The sequence below is a fragment of the Streptomyces sp. NPDC038200 genome, from assembly GCF_055600785.1.
In genome coordinates, this window is the sequence record NZ_JBVJYH010000001.1 from 675458 (window position 1) to 692376 (window position 16919).

15 protein-coding genes and 1 pseudogene are annotated in these 16919 nt (G+C 74.7%); 9 read left to right on the forward strand and 7 right to left on the reverse strand.

Annotated features, from left to right (window positions below; translation table 11 throughout):
- Nucleotides 1-470 precede the first annotated feature (470 nt).
- Together ACZ7KF_RS02795 and ACZ7KF_RS02800 are read left to right on the forward strand one after the other, a co-directional pair.
- Nucleotides 471-2018 carry a ricin-type beta-trefoil lectin domain protein gene (locus tag ACZ7KF_RS02795; RefSeq protein ID WP_471068759.1) on the forward strand — a complete coding sequence of 516 codons (1548 nt, stop codon included), beginning with the start codon at nt 471-473 and terminating at the stop codon, nt 2016-2018.
- A gap of 172 nt (nt 2019-2190) precedes the next feature.
- Nucleotides 2191-3084 (forward strand): annotated as a pseudogene (locus ACZ7KF_RS02800) (DMT family transporter); the annotation flags it as partial.
- A gap of 407 nt (nt 3085-3491) precedes the next feature.
- Here ACZ7KF_RS02800 and hutI read toward each other — a convergent pair.
- From hutI to hutU, 4 genes are read right to left on the reverse strand one after another with little or no spacing between them, the layout of a single operon-like run.
- Entirely contained in the window at nt 3492-4667 is a 1176-nt protein-coding gene (hutI, locus tag ACZ7KF_RS02805; RefSeq protein WP_471068762.1) for an imidazolonepropionase, read from the reverse strand.
- Between the two features lie 29 nt (nt 4668-4696).
- On the reverse strand, nt 4697-6049 hold the full coding sequence (locus tag ACZ7KF_RS02810; protein ID WP_471069561.1) for a formimidoylglutamate deiminase: 1353 nt from the start codon (nt 6047-6049) through the stop codon (nt 4697-4699).
- Complete coding sequence (locus tag ACZ7KF_RS02815; RefSeq protein WP_471068765.1) at nt 6040-7257, reverse strand: allantoate amidohydrolase; 1218 nt, start codon at nt 7255-7257, stop codon at nt 6040-6042. Before ACZ7KF_RS02815 ends, ACZ7KF_RS02810 begins: the two co-directional genes overlap by 10 nt.
- Nucleotides 7254-8918 carry a urocanate hydratase gene (gene hutU, locus ACZ7KF_RS02820; protein WP_471068768.1) on the reverse strand — a complete coding sequence of 555 codons (1665 nt, stop codon included), beginning with the start codon at nt 8916-8918 and terminating at the stop codon, nt 7254-7256. The genes ACZ7KF_RS02815 and hutU overlap by 4 nt, the downstream gene beginning before the upstream one ends.
- Before the next feature lie 241 nt (nt 8919-9159).
- Here hutU and ACZ7KF_RS02825 point away from each other — a divergent pair, with 241 nt between their 5' ends.
- The 5 genes from ACZ7KF_RS02825 (at nt 9160) to ACZ7KF_RS02845 (ending at nt 12774) form a co-directional block, all read left to right on the forward strand.
- Nucleotides 9160-10476, forward strand: coding sequence for a type III PLP-dependent enzyme domain-containing protein (locus ACZ7KF_RS02825; protein WP_471069562.1), 1317 nt, complete (start codon nt 9160-9162; stop codon nt 10474-10476).
- Nucleotides 10477-10654: 178 nt separating this feature from the next.
- Nucleotides 10655-11038 (forward strand): hypothetical protein, encoded by a 384-nt coding sequence (locus ACZ7KF_RS02830; RefSeq protein ID WP_225822278.1) that lies wholly within the window; start codon nt 10655-10657, stop codon nt 11036-11038.
- Nucleotides 11035-11847, forward strand: coding sequence for a transcriptional regulator (locus ACZ7KF_RS02835; protein WP_471068771.1), 813 nt, complete (start codon nt 11035-11037; stop codon nt 11845-11847). The genes ACZ7KF_RS02830 and ACZ7KF_RS02835 overlap by 4 nt, the downstream gene beginning before the upstream one ends.
- Before the next feature lie 31 nt (nt 11848-11878).
- Entirely contained in the window at nt 11879-12382 is a 504-nt protein-coding gene (locus tag ACZ7KF_RS02840; protein WP_471068774.1) for a roadblock/LC7 domain-containing protein, read from the forward strand.
- A gap of 20 nt (nt 12383-12402) precedes the next feature.
- Nucleotides 12403-12774, forward strand: coding sequence for a roadblock/LC7 domain-containing protein (locus ACZ7KF_RS02845; protein ID WP_471068777.1), 372 nt, complete (start codon nt 12403-12405; stop codon nt 12772-12774).
- Between the two features lie 7 nt (nt 12775-12781).
- Here the strand turns inward: ACZ7KF_RS02845 and ACZ7KF_RS02850 are convergent, their stop codons facing one another.
- Together ACZ7KF_RS02850 and ACZ7KF_RS02855 are read right to left on the reverse strand one after the other, a co-directional pair.
- Nucleotides 12782-13366 (reverse strand): hypothetical protein, encoded by a 585-nt coding sequence (locus tag ACZ7KF_RS02850; RefSeq protein WP_471068780.1) that lies wholly within the window; start codon nt 13364-13366, stop codon nt 12782-12784.
- Nucleotides 13367-13464: 98 nt separating this feature from the next.
- Nucleotides 13465-14307 carry a MurR/RpiR family transcriptional regulator gene (locus tag ACZ7KF_RS02855; protein WP_471068783.1) on the reverse strand — a complete coding sequence of 281 codons (843 nt, stop codon included), beginning with the start codon at nt 14305-14307 and terminating at the stop codon, nt 13465-13467.
- A 254-nt stretch (nt 14308-14561) separates the two neighbouring features.
- Between ACZ7KF_RS02855 and ACZ7KF_RS02860 the strand changes: the two genes are divergently transcribed.
- Nucleotides 14562-15011 (forward strand): hypothetical protein, encoded by a 450-nt coding sequence (locus ACZ7KF_RS02860; RefSeq protein WP_471068786.1) that lies wholly within the window; start codon nt 14562-14564, stop codon nt 15009-15011.
- Nucleotides 15012-15033: 22 nt separating this feature from the next.
- Here ACZ7KF_RS02860 and ACZ7KF_RS02865 read toward each other — a convergent pair whose 3' ends face one another.
- Entirely contained in the window at nt 15034-15795 is a 762-nt protein-coding gene (locus tag ACZ7KF_RS02865) for an SDR family oxidoreductase (protein WP_471068788.1), read from the reverse strand.
- A gap of 148 nt (nt 15796-15943) precedes the next feature.
- Here ACZ7KF_RS02865 and ACZ7KF_RS02870 point away from each other — a divergent pair, with 148 nt between their 5' ends.
- Complete coding sequence (locus ACZ7KF_RS02870) at nt 15944-16789, forward strand: helix-turn-helix transcriptional regulator (protein ID WP_471068791.1); 846 nt, start codon at nt 15944-15946, stop codon at nt 16787-16789.
- Nucleotides 16790-16919: the final 130 nt, after the last annotated feature.

The following is a 16919-nucleotide window of genomic DNA, read 5'->3' on the forward strand; positions in this document are numbered from 1 at the left end:
CGGGACCCGGGCGGCCAGGGGCGGCTCGGGGCCGGGTGGCTCGGTACGGCTCGGGGTCGGGCGGGGCGTCTCTGCGCTACTCGGCCCGGCGCGGCTCTGCCCGCCGCGGCTCTGCCCGCCGCGGCTCTGCCCGCCGCGGCTCTGCCCGCCGCGACTCGGCCGGGCTCAACTCCGCCCGGCTCAACTCGGCGCAGCCCGGCCCGGAAGGCCCTGCCCGGCCTGGCCTGGCCTGGCCCTGCCCTGCCCTGCCCTGCCCTGGCCTGGCCTGCCCTGGCCTGGCCTGGCCTGGCCTGGCCTGGCCTGCCGAAGGATGTCCGGCGCCCGGACCGTCGTGCGGTCACCTCGGCCCCCGTCCCCTCCGTTACGCGATCAACCGGCGAAACCTCTTTCCCGCGGGCGACGTCGTCCACCACTATGGGCCACCGAACCGGCTGGTATGTCAGCTGCCTTCTCGGGACGGAGGGTGTCGCATGGCCGAGGGGGACCACGCCACGGCGGAGGGCCACGAGGACGCACCGGACGCACGGCTGACGGAGCTGCTGCGCTCCGCCGCCGGCACGGCGTACCCGGCGCTCCAGGAGCTGCGCCGACGGCACCACCCCGCGGTCCTGCGCTACGCCCGGCTGTGCGCGGCGAGCGAGCCCGTGGCCCGCCGGCTGGCGGCGGAGGCGTTCACCACGGCCGCCCGCGAGACCGCCCGCGGCGTCGAACCCCCCGTCCCCCTGCGGCACCGGCTGCTGCTGCTCACCGTCCGGCTGGCGGCCGGCTGGGCGCACGACGAACGCTCCGCGGGCGTCGACCCGGGCCTGCTGCTGGTGCTGAACGCGGCCGGCCTGCCCGACGGCCCCACCCCGCCCCTCCTCCCGGCGTTCCGGTCCCTGCCGTCCCGCACCCAGGGCCTGCTCTGGTACGGCGTCCTCGACGCGGAACCCGTGGAACGCACCGCCGCCTTCCTCGGCCTGAGCCGCGCGGACGTCACCCACGGCACCCCGCAGGCCCTCGGCGACCTCGCCCGGGCCTGTCTGCGACACCGTCTGGCCGCCTCCGACGACCCGCGCTGCGCGGACTTCCGGCGGCTGATCGAGGAGGCGGTCCGGCCGGACGCGCCGCGCCACAGCGCCGACCTGGACGCCCACATGGCGCGCTGCCCGCACTGCACGGCCGGGTTCGAGGACCTGCGGGCGCTGCGGGACGCGCCACGACAGACCCTGGCCGAGGGCCTGCTGCCATGGCGCGGAACGGCGTACCCGCCCCAGGATCCGCCGCCCGCGCCCGTGGCCGTGGCCGGAGCGGCGGACAAGGCGGGCCCGGCGTCCCGCCGCCGCGTTCTGCTGGGGTCGGCGGCCCTGGTCGTGGCCCTGACCCCGCTCCTCGTCCATCTGCTCGCCCCGGCGCGCACCGGCGACCAGCAGCCGACGGCGGCGACCCCCGCGGTGACGGTGACGGCAACGGTCTCCGTCACGCCCTCCGCCACCACCCCACCGGCCTCCCCTACCGCTTCCCCCTCCCCGTCCCCCACCGCCGGGCCCCCTTCCCCCACCCCCTCCGCGCACCGCCCGTCCCCCACCCCGGCCCGCCGGAGGACGCCCCGCCCGACCCCTCCGCCCGCCCCGCCGGGCACCACCTACGCGCAGGTCGTCAACCTCGCCTCCGGCCGCTGCCTGGACATCCGCGACGGCGACCTCTCCGAGGGCAACGACGTCCTCACGGCCCCCTGCTCCGCCTCTCCCACCCAGCGCTGGCGCGTCGACACCGACCCGGGGGTGCTCCGCTCGGCGGCCGACGACGACTTCTGCCTGGACAGCCGGGGTTCGGCCGACCGGGGAGTGGGCATCTGGGAGTGCGACTCGGTCCACGGCCGCAACGGCGACAACCTCCGCTTCACCGTCGACCCCGACGGCACGATCCGCCCGCGCATCGCCGTCGAGACGGCGGTGACACCGGACGGCGGCGACGGCGTGGCCCTGCGACCACTGGACGGCGGGACGGGCCAGCGGTGGCGGGCGGGTGCCGCCTGACGTTCCGGACGGCCTGGTGATCGCGTACACGCCGTCCTGACCACCGGCCGTCTGTTCTTCCCGCCGACCGTAGGGTTCCTGCCGTGCGTCGTCCTCCGTGCGTTTCCGTACGTCCTCCGTACGTTCCCGTACGTTTCCGCACGTCCTCCGTACGTCCTCCCGAGGAGTGTCCATGACCGTCACCGCGCCCCGCGGCGGCCGGCCGACCGATCTTCCCGTGCTGCTGGTCGCGGTGGTGTGGGGTTCCAGCTATCTGGCCGCCAAGGGCGTCACCACGGAGCGGACCGTACTCGCCGTCCTGGTACTGCGGTTCGCCGTCGCCCTGCCGGTGCTGGTGACCGCCGGGTGGCTGCGGCTGCGCGCGCTGAGCGCGGTGCAGTTGCGCGGTGCCGGGGTGCTGGGGCTGATCCTCGCCGGGATCTTCCTGCTGGAGACGTACGGGGTGGTGCACACCTCGGCGACGAACGCGGGACTGATCATCAGCCTCACCATGGTGTTCACCCCGCTCGCCGAGAGCAGGGTGCGCGGCACCCGGCTGCCGGGGTCCTTCATGGCGGCGGCCGGACTGTCGGTGCTGGGCGTGGCCCTGCTGACCCAGGGCGCGGGTTTCACCGCCCCGACCGGCGGTGACCTGCTGATGCTCGGCGCCGCCGTCGCCCGTACCGTGCACGTCCTCGCCATGTCCCGGATGGAGTCGGTGCGCGGCGCGGACGCGCTGTCGCTGACCACCGTCCAACTGGGCGGGGCGGTCCTCGTGTTCGCCGTGCTGGTGGCGCTGCCGGGCACCGGCGCCTCGCCCTGGTCGGCCGCGGCCGGCTTCGACGGCGGGGACTGGCTGGGACTGCTGTACCTGTCCGCGTTCTGCACGCTGTTCGCGTTCTTCGTGCAGATGTGGGCGGTGCGCCGCACCTCCCCGTCCCGGGTCAGTCTGCTGCTCGGCACGGAGCCGGTGTGGGCCGCGGCCGTCGGCATCGCCGTGGGCGGTGACCGGCCGGGCGTCCTCGGTCTGCTCGGCGCGGTCCTGGTGCTCGCCGGTACGGCGTGGGGACGAACGCTGGCGGACCGGAAGCGGGAGGCCGCCGGCGCGGGGCGGGCCGACCCGCGGCCCGGCACGGGCATGGGCGCGGGCACGGGCGCGGGCGCGGGTACGAGCACGGGCGCGGGCGCGGGTACGAGCACGGGCGCGGGCGCGGGCGGCGGCAAGTCCGGCGGGAGTGCGGGCGGCGGAGGGGGCGGCACGGTCGGGAGCGTCTCGGGAGACTCGGCCGGGGAGCCCGTCTGACCGGCTCGCCGTCCAGCCCTCCAGTCCCTCAGCCCTCCAGCCCCTCAGCCCTCCGGCCGTTGAGTCCTCGCGCCCCCCAGTCCCTCGGCCCCCCAGCCCCTCGGGCCCCGCAGCCCTTCCGGACGTCCGGCCGTCCGGTCCTCCAGCCGGGCGGCCGGGCGGCGTGCCCTTCCCGGTTTTCCGGCCGGCGCTCAGGCGACCCGCTCGCCCCTGCGCCACACCTCGCTGACCAGCGGCACCCCCGGCCGGTAGGCCAGGTGGACATGGCTCGGGGCGTCGAGCAGGACGAGGTCCGCCCGGGCACCGGGGGTGAGGCGGCCGATGTCGGTGCGGCGGAGGGCCGCGGCACCGCCCGCCGTGGCCGACCAGACCGCCTCGTCCGGGGTCATCCGCATGTCGCGGACGGCCAGGGCGATGCAGAAGGGCACGGAGGAGGTGAAGGACGAGCCCGGGTTGCAGTCGGTGGACAGCGCGACCGTCACGCCCGCGTCCAGGAGACGGCGGGCGTCCGGCCACTCGGCGCGGGTGGAGAACTCGGCGCCCGGCAGCAGGGTCGCGACCGTACGGCCGTTGGCCAGGGCGTCGACGTCCGCGTCCGTGAGGTGGGTGCAGTGGTCGGCGCTGGCCGCGTCCAGCTCGACGGCCAGCTGGACGCCGGGGCCGTAGGAGAGCTGGTTGGCGTGGATGCGCGGGTGCAGGCCCCGGGCCCGGCCAGCGGTGAGGATCGCGCGGGCCTGGTCGCCGTCGAAGGCGCCCTTCTCGCAGAAGACGTCGATCCAGCGGGCGTGCGGCGCGCAGGCGTCCAGCATCTCGCCGGTGACCAGGGCGACATAGGCCGCCGGGTCGTCGGCGAAGTCGGGGGAGACGATGTGCGCGCCGAGGTACGTCACCTCGTCCGTGTGCTTCGCCGCGAGGCGCAGGGCGCGGGCCTCGTCCTCGACGGTGAGGCCGTAACCCGACTTCGTCTCGAACGTCGTCGTGCCCTGGCGGAGGGCCTCGTCCAGGTAACGGGTGAGGTTCGCCTCCAGTTCCGCGTCGCTCGCGGCCCGGGTGGCCGCGACCGTGGTGCGGATACCGCCCGCCGTGTAGGAGCGGCCGGACATGCGGGCGTTGAACTCCTGCGTCCGGTCGCCCGCGAACACCAGGTGGGAGTGCGAGTCCACGAAGCCCGGCAGCGCCGCCCGGCCGCCGGCGTCGACCCGGTTGTCAGTGGCGGGTGCTTTGCTGGATTCACCGGTCCACACGATGCGGTCGCCGTCGACGACGACGGCCGCGTCCTGGATCAGGCCCAGGGGGGAGCCGTCGCCGAGGGAGGGATCGTTGGTGACCAGCGTGGCGATGTTGGTGATGACGGTGCTGCTGCTCATGGTGTCGTCCTTGTGGGGGTCGGCGGTCCTCAGCCGCGCAGGGCTTCGACGGCGGCGGCCAGCGCCTGCGGCACGTCCGGTACGAGCGTGTGCGCCCCGTCGCGTACGACGTGCCGGCCGCCCACGACCGTGTGCCTCACGTCCGCCGCGCCCGCCGCGAATACGGCCGTCTCGGCGCCCAGCCTGGGCACCGGCCCGGCCGTCCTGACCGAGTCCAGGGCGATCGTCGTCAGGTCGGCGAGCGCGCCCGGCTCGATGGTGCCGGCATCCGTCCAGCCGAGGGCGGCGTGACCGTCGGCGGTGGCGGCCCGCAGCAGCGCGGCGGCGGTCCAGTGGCCCCGGGTGCGGGTGCGCAGCCGCTCGTTCAGTTCCATCGCGCGTGCCTCTTCGAGCAGGTCGATGACGGCGTGGCTGTCGGAGCCGAGGGAGAGCGGGGAGCCGGCCCGCTGGAGGGCGACGGCCGGACCGATGCCGTCCGCCAGGTCCCGCTCGGTGGTGGGGCACATGCAGGTGCCCGTGCCGGAGCCGCCGAGCAGGGCGATGTCCTCGTCGGTCAGATGGGTGTTGTGCACGCCGGTGGTGCGCGGACCGAGGACACCGTGGTCGGCGAGCAGCCGGGTGGGCGTCCGGCCGTGCGCGGCGAGGCACGCGTCGTTCTCGGCGGTCTGCTCCGACAGGTGCACGTGCAGCGGGGCCCGTCGTTCCTCCGCCCATCCGGCCACGGTCGCCAGCTGCCCCGCGGGCACCGCCCGCACCGAGTGGATCGCCGCCCCGACCCGTGCGTGGTCCCGCTCCTTGAGAACTGCACAGCGTTCGGCCCAGGCCTCCGCGCTGCCGTCGGAGAATCGCCGCTGGTGGGCGTCGGGGGCCTCGCCGAAGCCGGAGGAGAGGTAGCAGGTGTCGAGGAGGGTGATCCGGATGCCGGCCTCGGCGGCGGCGTCGATCAGTGCCTCGCCCATGGCGTTGGGGTCGGCGTAGGGGGTGCCGCCGGGGGCGTGGTGCACGTAGTGGAACTCGCCGACGCAGGTGATGCCGGCCAGCGCCATCTCGGCGTACACCGCGCGGGCGAGGGCGTGATAGGTCTCCGGGGTCAGCCGGTCGGCGACGGAGTACATGACCTCGCGCCAGGTCCAGAAGGTCCCGGAGCCGACCTGGACGGTGCCGCGCAGCGCCCGGTGGAAGGCGTGCGAGTGGGCGTTCGCGAGGCCCGGCAGGGTCAGCCCGCGCAGGATCTCGGCGCCGGGCGGCGGGGTGGGCACGTCGGTGCGGACGGCGGTGACGCGGCCGTCCGCGACCCGCACCAGCACACCCGGCTCGACATGGGTGCCGAGCCAGGCGTGCTCCAGCCAGTACGTCCGCGTCGTCTCCGTCGTCACGTGCAGGCCAGCCCTTCCAGTACGTCGGCGAGTGCGTGCACCCCGGCCACGCAGTCGTCCTCGGCCGCGAACTCGGCCGGGGAGTGCGAGACACCGGTGGGGTTGCGCACGAACAGCATGGCGGTCGGGATGCTCCCGGAGAGGATCCCGGCGTCGTGTCCGGCGCCGGTTCCCAGGACGGGCACCTTCAGGTCGGTGTCCTTGCCCAGGATGCGGCCGAGTTCGTCGCGCAGGGCGTGGTCGAACTCCACGACCGGGGTGAAGGACTCCCGGACGACGTCGAGATCGATGCCGTGCGTGGTGGCGTACTCCCGCGCGGCCTTCTCCACTCCCCCGACGACCGTGTCCAGGGTCTCCTGGTCGGCGGCGCGGGAGTCGAGCCAGCCGCGCACCAGCGAGGGGATGGCGTTGACGCCGTTCGGTTCGACGGAGATCTTGCCGAAGGTGGCGACGGCACCGGCGAGTTCGGCCTCCCGGCGGGCGGCGAGGACGGTCTCGGCGTACGACAGCATCGGGTCGCGCCGGTCCACCAGCCGGGTGGTGCCGGCGTGGTTGGCCTCGCCGCGGAAGTCGAAGCGCCAGCGGCCGTGCGGCCAGATGGCGCCGGCGATGCCGACCCGGTCGCCGGACAGGTCCAGCGCGCGGCCCTGTTCGACGTGCAGTTCCACGAAGGCGCCGATCCGGGCCAGCCGTGCGGGGTCGGGGCCGATGGCCTCGGGGTCGTACCCGGCGGCCTCCATGGCCTGCGGCAGGCTGACGCCGTCCCCGTCGGTGAGCCGGTGGGCCTGCTCGACGGTCAGGTGGCCGGCGGTGAGGCGGGAGCCGACACAGGCGAGCCCGAACCGGGCCCCCTCCTCGTCACCGAAGTTGACGATGGCCAGCGGCTTGCCGAACCGTGCTCCCCGGCCGCGCAGTTCGTCCAGCGCGGCGAAGGAGGACACGACGCCGAGGGGCCCGTCGAAGGCGCCTCCGTCCGGCACGGAGTCCAGGTGCGACCCGGTGACGACGGCGTCCCCGGCGTCGGGGTCCCCGAGCCAGGCCCACTGGTTCCCGTTGCGGTCGACCTCGTGGACCAGCCCACGGGCCTCCGCCTGCTCCTTGAACCAGGCCCGGCAGTCGGCGTCGGCCCCGGTCCAGGCGTATCGCCGGTAGCCGCCGGAGGCGGAGCTGCGGCCGATCGGCAGCAGCTCCGCCCACATGCTGTGGAAGGTCACGCCTGGTCACCCTCGCGCATCGGCACCCGCACCCCGCGCTCGGCCGCCACCGACTCGGCGATGTCGTAGCCCGCGTCCACGTGCCGGATGACGCCCATGCCGGGGTCGTTGGTCAGCACGCGCCGGATCTTCTCGCCGCCCAGCTTCGTGCCGTCGGCCACGGTGACCTGGCCCGCGTGGAGGGAGCGGCCCATGCCGACGCCGCCGCCGTGGTGGAGGGAGACCCACGACGCGCCCGAGGCCACGTTCACCATGGCGTTCAGCAGCGGCCAGTCGGCGATCGCGTCGGAGCCGTCGAGCATGGCCTCGGTCTCGCGGTACGGGGAGGCGACGGAACCGCAGTCGAGGTGGTCGCGGCCGATGGCCAGCGGGGCCGCCAGCTCACCGGAGGCGACCATGTCGTTGAAGCGCTCGCCGGCCTTGTCGCGCTCGCCGTAGCCGAGCCAGCAGATGCGCGCGGGCAGGCCCTGGAAGTGGACGCGCTCGCCGGCCATCTTGATCCAGCGGGCCAGGGACTCGTTCTCGGGGAAGAGCTCCAGGATCGCCTTGTCCGTCTTGGCGATGTCGGCGGGGTCGCCGGAGAGGGCCGCCCAGCGGAACGGGCCCTTGCCCTCGCAGAAGAGGGGGCGGATGTAGGCGGGGACGAAGCCGGGGAAGGCGAACGCCCGGTCGTAGCCGGCGAGCCGGGCCTCGCCCCGGATGGAGTTGCCGTAGTCGAAGACCTCGGCACCGGCGTCCATGAAGCCGACCATGGCCTCCACGTGCTTCGCCATCGACTCGCGCGCCCGCGTGGTGAAGCCGGCCGGGTCCTTCGCGGCGGCGTCGGCCATGTCCTCGAAGGCGATGCCGACGGGCAGGTACGCCAGCGGGTCGTGGGCGGAGGTCTGGTCGGTGACGATGTCGATGGGGGCGTTCATGGCGAGCAGCTGCGGGACCAGCTCGGCGGCGTTGCCGAGGACGCCGATGGACAGCGGCTTGCGCTGGTCGCGGGCCTCGGTGGCCAGCTGCAGCGCGTGCTCCAGGCTGTCGGCCCTGACGTCCAGGTACCGGTGCTCGATGCGGCGCTCGATGGCGCGCGGGTCGCAGTCGATACAGAGGGCGACGCCGTCGTTCATGGTGACGGCGAGCGGCTGGGCGCCGCCCATGCCGCCGAGGCCGGCGGTGAGGGTGATCGTCCCGGCGAGGGTGCCGCCGAACTTCTTCGCGGCGACGGCGGCGAAGGTCTCGTAGGTGCCCTGGAGGATGCCCTGGGTGCCGATGTAGATCCAGGAGCCGGCGGTCATCTGGCCGTACATGGTCAGGCCGAGGGCCTCCAGACGGCGGAACTCCTCCCAGTTGGCCCAGTCGCCGACCAGGTTGGAGTTGGCGATGAGGACGCGCGGGGCCCACTCGTGGGTCTGCATGACGCCGACCGGGCGGCCGGACTGGACCAGCATGGTCTCGTCCTGCTTGAGGGTCCGCAGGGTGCGGACCATGGCGTCGAAGGAACGCCAGTCACGGGCGGCCTTGCCGGTGCCGCCGTAGACGACGAGCTTGTCGGGGTGCTCGGCGACCTCGGGGTCGAGGTTGTTCTGCAGCATCCGCAGGGCGGCTTCCTGCTGCCATCCCAGGGTGCTCAGTTCCGTGCCGCGCGGTGCTCGTACGGGGCGGGGTCCCGACATCGTCTGCCTCCTCCTGTGCCTACGTCTATTCACATCCTGTCCCTCTGAATAGAGCTAGTCAATACATCGGGGCGGCCGCGTCCGGGCGCGGCGGATGTTTGTCTGGAAGCACCGGTAGCCGACACAGGACGGGGAAGCCGTGGAGCAGGAGTACGCGCAGGAGTACGCGCAGGGGCACGCACAGGACGAGCGCACGAGCGAGGGCGAGGCCCGGGAGCGGGCGGACCGGCGGGACCGGGCGGTGCGGGCGGCGGTCGCGCAGGGGCTGCTGGGCCCCGACGCGGCCGTGGTGGGCCTGCTGGACGTCATCGGCATCCGGGAGTCGGCGGCGGCGCTGCGGGCGGCGTTCGAGGCGGTGACCGCGCCCGGCACGCCGGTGCTGCACGCCTTCGCGGTGAAGGCGACCCCGCTGGTGCCGGTGGTGCGGCTGCTGCACGAGGCGGGCATCGGGGCGGAGGTGGCCAGCCCCGGGGAGCTGGCGCTGGCCCGGGCGGCCGGGGTGCCGCCCGAGCGGACCGTGCTGGACTCCCCGGCGAAGACCCCGGCGGAGCTGCGCGAGGCCCTGGCCCTCGGCATCGCGGTGAACGCGGACAACCCGCAGGAGCTGGACCGCCTGGACGCCCTCGTCCACTCGGCCCCCACCCGGTCCCCGCTCGGCATCCGGGTCAACCCGCAGATCGGCGGCGGCACGATCGGGGCGACGTCGACGGCGACACGGACCTCGAAGTTCGGGGTGGCGCTGCGGGACGAGGGGGCGCGCGCCTGGGTCGTACGGGCGTACGCGGCGCGCCCCTGGCTGACCCGGCTGCACGCGCACACCGGCTCGCAGGGCATCCCGTTGCCACTGCTGGCCCGGGGCGTGGCGGAGGTGTACGCGCTCGCGGAGGAGATCAACGCGGCCGTCGGGCGGCGACAGGTGGACACCATCGACATCGGCGGCGGGCTGCCGGTGAACGTCGCGGCGGAGGAGACCGCCCCGTCGTACGCGCAGTACGCGCGGCTGCTGGCCGCGGAGGTGCCGGGGCTGTTCGACGGGCGGTACGGGCTGGTGACCGAGTTCGGCCGGTCGCTGATGGCCAAGCAGGGGACGGTGGTGGCCCGGGTGGAGTACGCCAAGACCGCGGGCGGGCGGCGGATCGCGGTGACGCACGCGGGCGTGCAGGTGGCGGCACGGACCGTGTACATGCCGGGGGCCTGGCCGCTCCGGATCGCCGCGTACGACGCCGCGGGGTACCCGAAGACGGGGCCGGAGACGGTGCAGGACGTGGCCGGGCCGGCCTGCTTCTCGGGCGACCTGCTCGCCGAGGGGCGCGCCCTGCCCCCGCTGGAGCAGGGCGACTACGCGGCCGCGCTGGACACGGGCGCGTACTACTTCGCCCACCACTACGCCTACAACTCCCTCGCCCGGCCGGGCATCCACGGCTTCGCCCCGGACGGCACGGGAGGCATCGCCTTCGCGGTCGTACGGGAGCCGCAGACCATCGCGGAGGTGGTGGCGGAATCGGGAGGGGCGCACGCGTCGTCGCTCACCACCCTGCGCGCACCAGAGAGCCGTTGACACGCCCCGTCACCCCTCGAACAAATGGATCAACGGCCTTGTCACACACGTCAGTTGGTCAACACTAGTACGCCGGAAGCATGTTCCACCGGAAAATGCCAAAGGCCTCACCTCCCGCGCACACGTTGCGTAGTGTCGACGTCACTCAGCCGGAGTCCCAGGCGGGAGGGGAGCCACGGTGCCCGGAATCGACGAGTGCCTGCTGGAAGCGATGCGACTGCCCGGTGCCCGGGGGGCCGCGCTGGTGGACTGGACGAGCGGACTGGCCCTCGGCACGGTCGGGGAGGCACCCGGCGGTGACCACGAGACGACCGCCGCCGAGGCCGCCGAACTGGCCCGGATGGCGGCCGAACACGGAACCTTCGCGGCGCGCGGCGACGCGCCCGCACCGGTGGAGGACGTGATCATCAGCAACGGCGACAGCTACCACCTGCTGCGCTTCGTGGACACGTCCTTCGACAGCAGCGTGTTCCTGCACCTGTGGCTCGGCCGCGAGGAGGGCAATCTCGCGCTCGCCCGGATCCGGCTCGGCGAGATGGCGGCCCGGCTGGTGCTGGGATGAGCGCGGTCAGAACCCCTCCGCCGGCGCTCCCCGTGCGCGACAAGCGGGCCGTCCGCGCCCTGTCCCCGATGCTGACCCGGCTCGCCGAGGAGCGGGCCACCGGCATCCTGGTCCGCGAACACGGCGTGCTGCACCTCGCCGAGGGCCGGGTGGTGCACGCCGAGAGCCCCCTCGCCCCCGGCCTCGACGTCCTCCTCACGGCGCACGGCACCCTCGCGAGCGCCGCCTGGCAGCGGGCGGCGGCCCGGACCCCGGGCCCCCTGCACGCGGCCGAACTCCTGCTGAGTTCCGGGGTGCTGCCCACCGGCGCACTGGAGCTGTGCCACCTGGACGCGCTGTACGACGCGGGGTACTTCGCGCTGGCACCGAGCAGCACCCCGGGCCGGTTCCGCTACGACCACACGCCCCGGCTCGGCCCGCTGCCCTCGGTCCCGGTCGTCGCGCTGGAGCACGAGACGCTGCGCCGCCGCCTGCTGCTGCACCGGCTGTGGCCCGACCCGGCCGCCGACAGCGCCCCGCTGATCCGCGCGGCCCCGGCCGACCGCGCCCCGGCCGCACCGGTCACGCCCCGGCAGCGGGCCGTCCTGGACCGCGTGGACGGCCTCCGCACGGCCGCCGACATCGCCCGGAACCTGGGCCGGCAGGCCTTCCACACGCTGGTCGACGTGCGCCGGCTCACGGCGGCCGGGCAGATCACGCCCGTCCCCGCGGCACCGCCCGCGCCACCCCCGGCCCCGCTCCACCAGGTCACCACCGACCCCGACATCGCGCTGCTGAAGAGGCTCAGGGATGCGCTGGAGGCGCTTTGAACGGCACCGCCCCGCCGAGAGGAGACACCTGATGGTGGCCGAAGAGGACCTGCAGACCGTCCTGACCGAACTGCACCGGCTGCGCACCCGGGTCCCGCAGCTCACCGGCGCCCTCGCGGCCGGGGTCGACGGCCTCGTCGTCGCCCACGACACCCCCGGAGTCGACCCGGACGGCCTGGCCGCGCTCACCGCCGCCGCGCTCGGCGTCGCCGTACGGATCACCGACGCCACCGGCAACGGCGGCTTCCGCGAGCTGCTGGTGCGCGGCGAACGGGGCTACATCGCCACCTACGCCGCCGGCCGCACCGCCGTGCTGACGCTGCTCGCCCAGGACCGGGTCAACGTCGGCCGGCTGCACCTGGAGGGCCGCCGGGCCGGCGCCCGCGTCGGGGAGCTGCTGGACGCCGCCGAGGCCGCCGCCCGGGCGGCCCGCCCGGCCGGCAGGGCGCTGGGCGCCGTCAGCGCCGCACCCCCGGCCCGTACCCGTACGACCCGCACGACGAGCGCCGAGGCGCACACCGCAACCGACAGTTGACCCTTTTGAGAGGACCGACCATGGCCAACACCGAGACCGCACTGAAGGAAGCCCTCACCTCCATCGAGGGCGCCACCGGCGTCGCGCTCGTCGACTACACCAGCGGGATGGCGCTGGGCACGATGGGCGGCAGCAAGACCTTCGACCTGAACGTGGCCGCCGCCGGCAACACCGACGTCATCCGCGCCAAGATGCGCACCATGGAACACCTGGGCCTCAAGGGCGAGATCGAGGACATCCTGATCACGCTGTCGGACCAGTACCACCTGATCCGCCTGCTCAAGGGCCGCGGCGGCAACGGCCTGTTCCTCTACCTGGTCCTGGACGGCCGGGCCAACCTGGCGATGGCCCGGCACCAGCTGAAGAAGATCGAGGCGGACCTGGAGGTCTGACGGCGCCTCAGACGAACGCCGTGGTACGGCGACGGGTCCCGCCGGGGGCCGCGTCGCCGGCCGCGACGCCCGTACCCCGCAGGCCCTTCACGGCCCTGCCCGCCGGGCGCCCGCCGCGCCGGTCGAGCCAGTCCACGCGCACCCACAGCAGCGTCTGCTCGGCCCGCTCCAGCCGCCCGAGCCAGGCCGCCTTCAGCCGCAGCCCGGTGCCGAGCCCGGCCAGCAGCATGCCGCCGGCCGCGGGCACCGCGAAGGCGGAGCCGAGCGCGACCGCCGCGCCCAGCAGCAGCCACCAGCGGTGACCCCGGCGCCACACCCGCACGGTCACCGCGCGGTCCTGCAGCACGTCGTGCCTGCCCGCGCGGGCCACCCCACGGGCGAGGGCGGTGTACCGGCCCCGCCGGACCAGCGGCACCACGGCCGCGCCCACCAGGAACAGCACCGCCCCGGCCAGCACTCCGATCCGGCGCCCGGTCAGTCCCTCGGGCGCGACACCGATCCCCGCGGCGGCCACTCCGAGCCACCACAGCGGAGCGGCCCCCGCCCGTACCACGACGGCCACCCGGGCCAGCCCCTGTCCTCCGCGCGCCACGTCGGCCTCCCGTGTCACGTGTCTCCACAGCGTTCGCGTCTCGCGCAGACGCTAACGGCAGAACGTGAGACGAGTCTGAGAGAGGCCGTGCGGAAGCCTCACTCCACGAACAGGCCGCGGGCCGCCGCTCGCACGTCGAACTCCTCCAGGCGGGCCTGGGCGTCCGGCAGGTCGTCGCAGAGCGCCTCCAGCAGCACCCGGCCGAGCAGCATGGGCGCGCACGCGGTGTCGAAGGCGAGCCCGGTGCCGACGGCGGCGGGCAGCAGCAGGTCGGAGTGCTTGGCGACCGGCGCGAACGCCGAGTCGGCGACCGTGACCACGGTCAGCCCCGCGTCCCGGGCGTAGGCGAGGGTGTCCACGACCTCCCGGGGATGCCGGGGCAGCGCGAAGCACAGCAGGGCGGTGGCGCCGGCCCGGACGGCGGCGTCGATGCGGTCGTGGATCATCGTGCCGCCCTCGTGGAGCAGCCGGACGTCCGGATGGACCTTGGCGGCGAAGTAGGCGAAGCCGTACGCCTGCGAGGCGGCGGCGCGCAGCCCGAGCACCGGCAGCGGGCGGGAGGCCGCGAGGATCCGGCCGGCCCGCTGCACCGGGCGGGGGTCGGCCAGCAGCTCGGCCAGGTGCCTGAGGTTCTCGATCTCGGCCTCGACGGCCTGCTGGTACTCGTTGTAGGCACCGGCCTCGGCGGCCGGCTCGGCCGGGACGACCTCGCGCAGGTGCTTGCGCAGGGCGGGGTAGCCGTCGAAGCCGAGGGCGACCGCGAACCGGGTCACGGACGGCTGGCTGACCCCGGCCAGTTCGGCCAGCTCCACGCTGGACAGGAACGGCACGTCGGCCGCCCGGCGCACCATGCTGTGCGCGATGCGGCGCTGGGTCGGCGTGAGCCGGTGGCCCTCGAAGAGCGCCTGCAACCGGTTCGCAGGGCTGTCGGTCGCGCTCATGACGTACTCCCCCTCCAGATCTCCTCGACGCCTCGGGAGAGTACAGCGCCGAGGCGTCGGCACACACCGGCCACCTATTCAGGCAATGTGTCGCTGCATACCGTTATACAGCCCGGCGGCGGAGAGCGGTACGACCCGAGCCGCCCGCACCCGCCCCCGCCCGCCACGGCCCCCGCGCCGGTGGCCCTCCCGGCCCCGGACCGGGGGGGTTAGCCCCAGTGCGGCCGGGCCGACCGCTCCCTAGGCTGACCCGCATGAGCACACTCGATCCGGGGGACGCCGACCTCAGGACGGACCTCGGCCTCCGCAAGGACCTCGACGCGACCGTGCGGGCCCGCCGGGAACTGGGCGAGGAGTACGACTCCGCCCTGGTCGACTCGTTCCTGGAGAAGGTCGAACAGCGGATCGACGACACGGTGGACCGCCGGGTGCGGCGCCTGCTGGCCGAGCGGCGGATGGCGACGGCCCGCGAGTCCCGGCGGCCGAAGCCGGCCGACTCCTGGCCCGAGCGGTACGGCTTCGCCCTGCTCACGCTGGTCCTGGCGATCCCGCTGTCCGCGATCGCCGGCGCCCTCGCCGGGTTCTCCGGGACGGTGGTCACCTGGATCGGCATCGTCGGCGTCAACGCGCTGCAGGCCGTACGGCTGAACCCGGAACTCCTCGCGGGACGCCGCGGCCCGGACCGGTCCGCCGGGGACGACTGAGCGGACCGCCCGTTCCGCGGGCTCACGCCTGTCGGGTCGGCAGCACCACGATCTGGCGGAGGTTCACGTGCCGGGGCCGGCTGGTGGCGTAGGCGACGACGTCCGCGACCTCCTCCGCGGAGAGCGTGCCGATCGCCTCCAGCATGCCGTCCAGCTCCCCGGCCAGCTTCTCGCTGGTGACGTGCGAGGCCAGCTCGGTCCGCGTCAGCCCCGGCTCGATGTTGGTGACCCGGACGTCCCGCGGTCCGAACTCGCCGCGCAGGGTCTGCGAGAGATGGGTGACGGCCGCCTTGGTCGCCCCGTACACCGCGTAGTTGGGGAAGGCCACGTGGGCGCCGATGGAGGAGACGTTCACCAGGTCGGCGGTGCCTCCCCGGGCCGCGGCGGCGAGCAGGTCGGCGCCGAAGGCGCGGATGACCCGCAGCACCCCGGTGACGTTGGTGTCGAGCATCCGCTGCCACTCGTCGAGCCGGCCCTCCTCGATCGGGTTCGGCAGCATGACACCGGCGTTGTTGACGACGAGGTCGACGGCCCCGAAGGTCTCGTGGATCCGCTCCCGGGCGGCCTCGACGGAGGCGTCGTCGGTGACGTCGGCGGTCACCGCGAGCGCCTGGCCACCGCCCGCCCTGATCTTGTCCACCAGCACTTCGAGCCGGTCCGCGCGCCGGGCGAGCAGCGCCACCCGGGCCCCTTCGGCGGCCAGTTGCAGGGCGACGGCCTCGCCGATGCCGCTGGCGGCTCCGGTGACGACGGCGGTACGGCCGGACAGGTTCGCGTACGACATGGGTGTTCCCTCGTGGATCGCTGGCCGGGGCGGCTCCCCGGCGGCTGACACCACTGTCACCGCGTCCGGCCGCCGTACCCAGGGATGCGCTTTTCCTGGGTCTGCCAGTACCAGGATGGCACCGGTGCCGCTCCCCTACGATCGGGTCATGGACGGGGACTGGACCGAAGCAGAGGTGGGCGACTTCCTGCGCTCGCGCCGCGCCCGCATCCGGCCCGAGGAGGTGGGCCTGCCCGTGCACGGGCGGCGCCGTGTGCCGGGCCTGCGCCGCGAGGAGGTGGCCCAGCTCGCGGGCGTGAGCGTCGACTACTACATCCGGCTGGAGCAGGGCCGGGGGCCGACCGTGAGCGACGCCGTCCTGGACGCGATCGCGCGGGTGCTGCGGCTGGACGAGACCGAGCACGCGTATCTGCGCACGGTGGCACGCCCGCGCCGGCAGCGCCGGAAGCCGGCTCCCCGGCCCCGCGTCCGCCCCGGCCTCCAGGCCCTCCTCGACGGCATGGAGCGCACCCCGGCGTTCGTGCTGGGCCGCCGCATGGACGTGCTGGCCTGGAACGCGCTCGGCGACGCGGTGAACGGCTTCAGCCGGATGGCACCGGCCGAGCGGAACATGCCCCGGCAGGTCTTCCTCGACCCGGGCGCCCCGGACCTCTTTCCCGAGTGGGCCGCGGTGGCCGCCCAGACGGTGGCCCACCTGCGCCTGAGCGCGGGCCGGTACGCCGACGACCCCGAGCTGTGCGCGCTGGTCGGCGAACTGTCGCTGAAGAGCGCCGACTTCCGCCGGCTCTGGGCGGACCACGAGGTCAGCGAGTGCGCGTACGGCGTGAAGAGGCTGCGACACCCGGTCGCGGGCCTGCTCACCCTGCCCTACGAGACCCTGACCGTCCCGGCGGACCCGGAGCAGACGATCGTGGCGTACGTCCCGGAGCCGGGCTCGGAGACGGCGGAGCGGCTCGCCCTGCTGGGGAGTTGGGCGACCGCCCACACCGGCTGACCGGTGCCGCGCCGGGATCGCGGGGTCTCGGGGTCGCGGGGACGGTGACCGGCGGGGTGACCGGCACCCGGGCCCACCGGGGTACGCACCGGCCGGAAAGAACTTTCGCGGGGACCGCCGCACCCCCGTT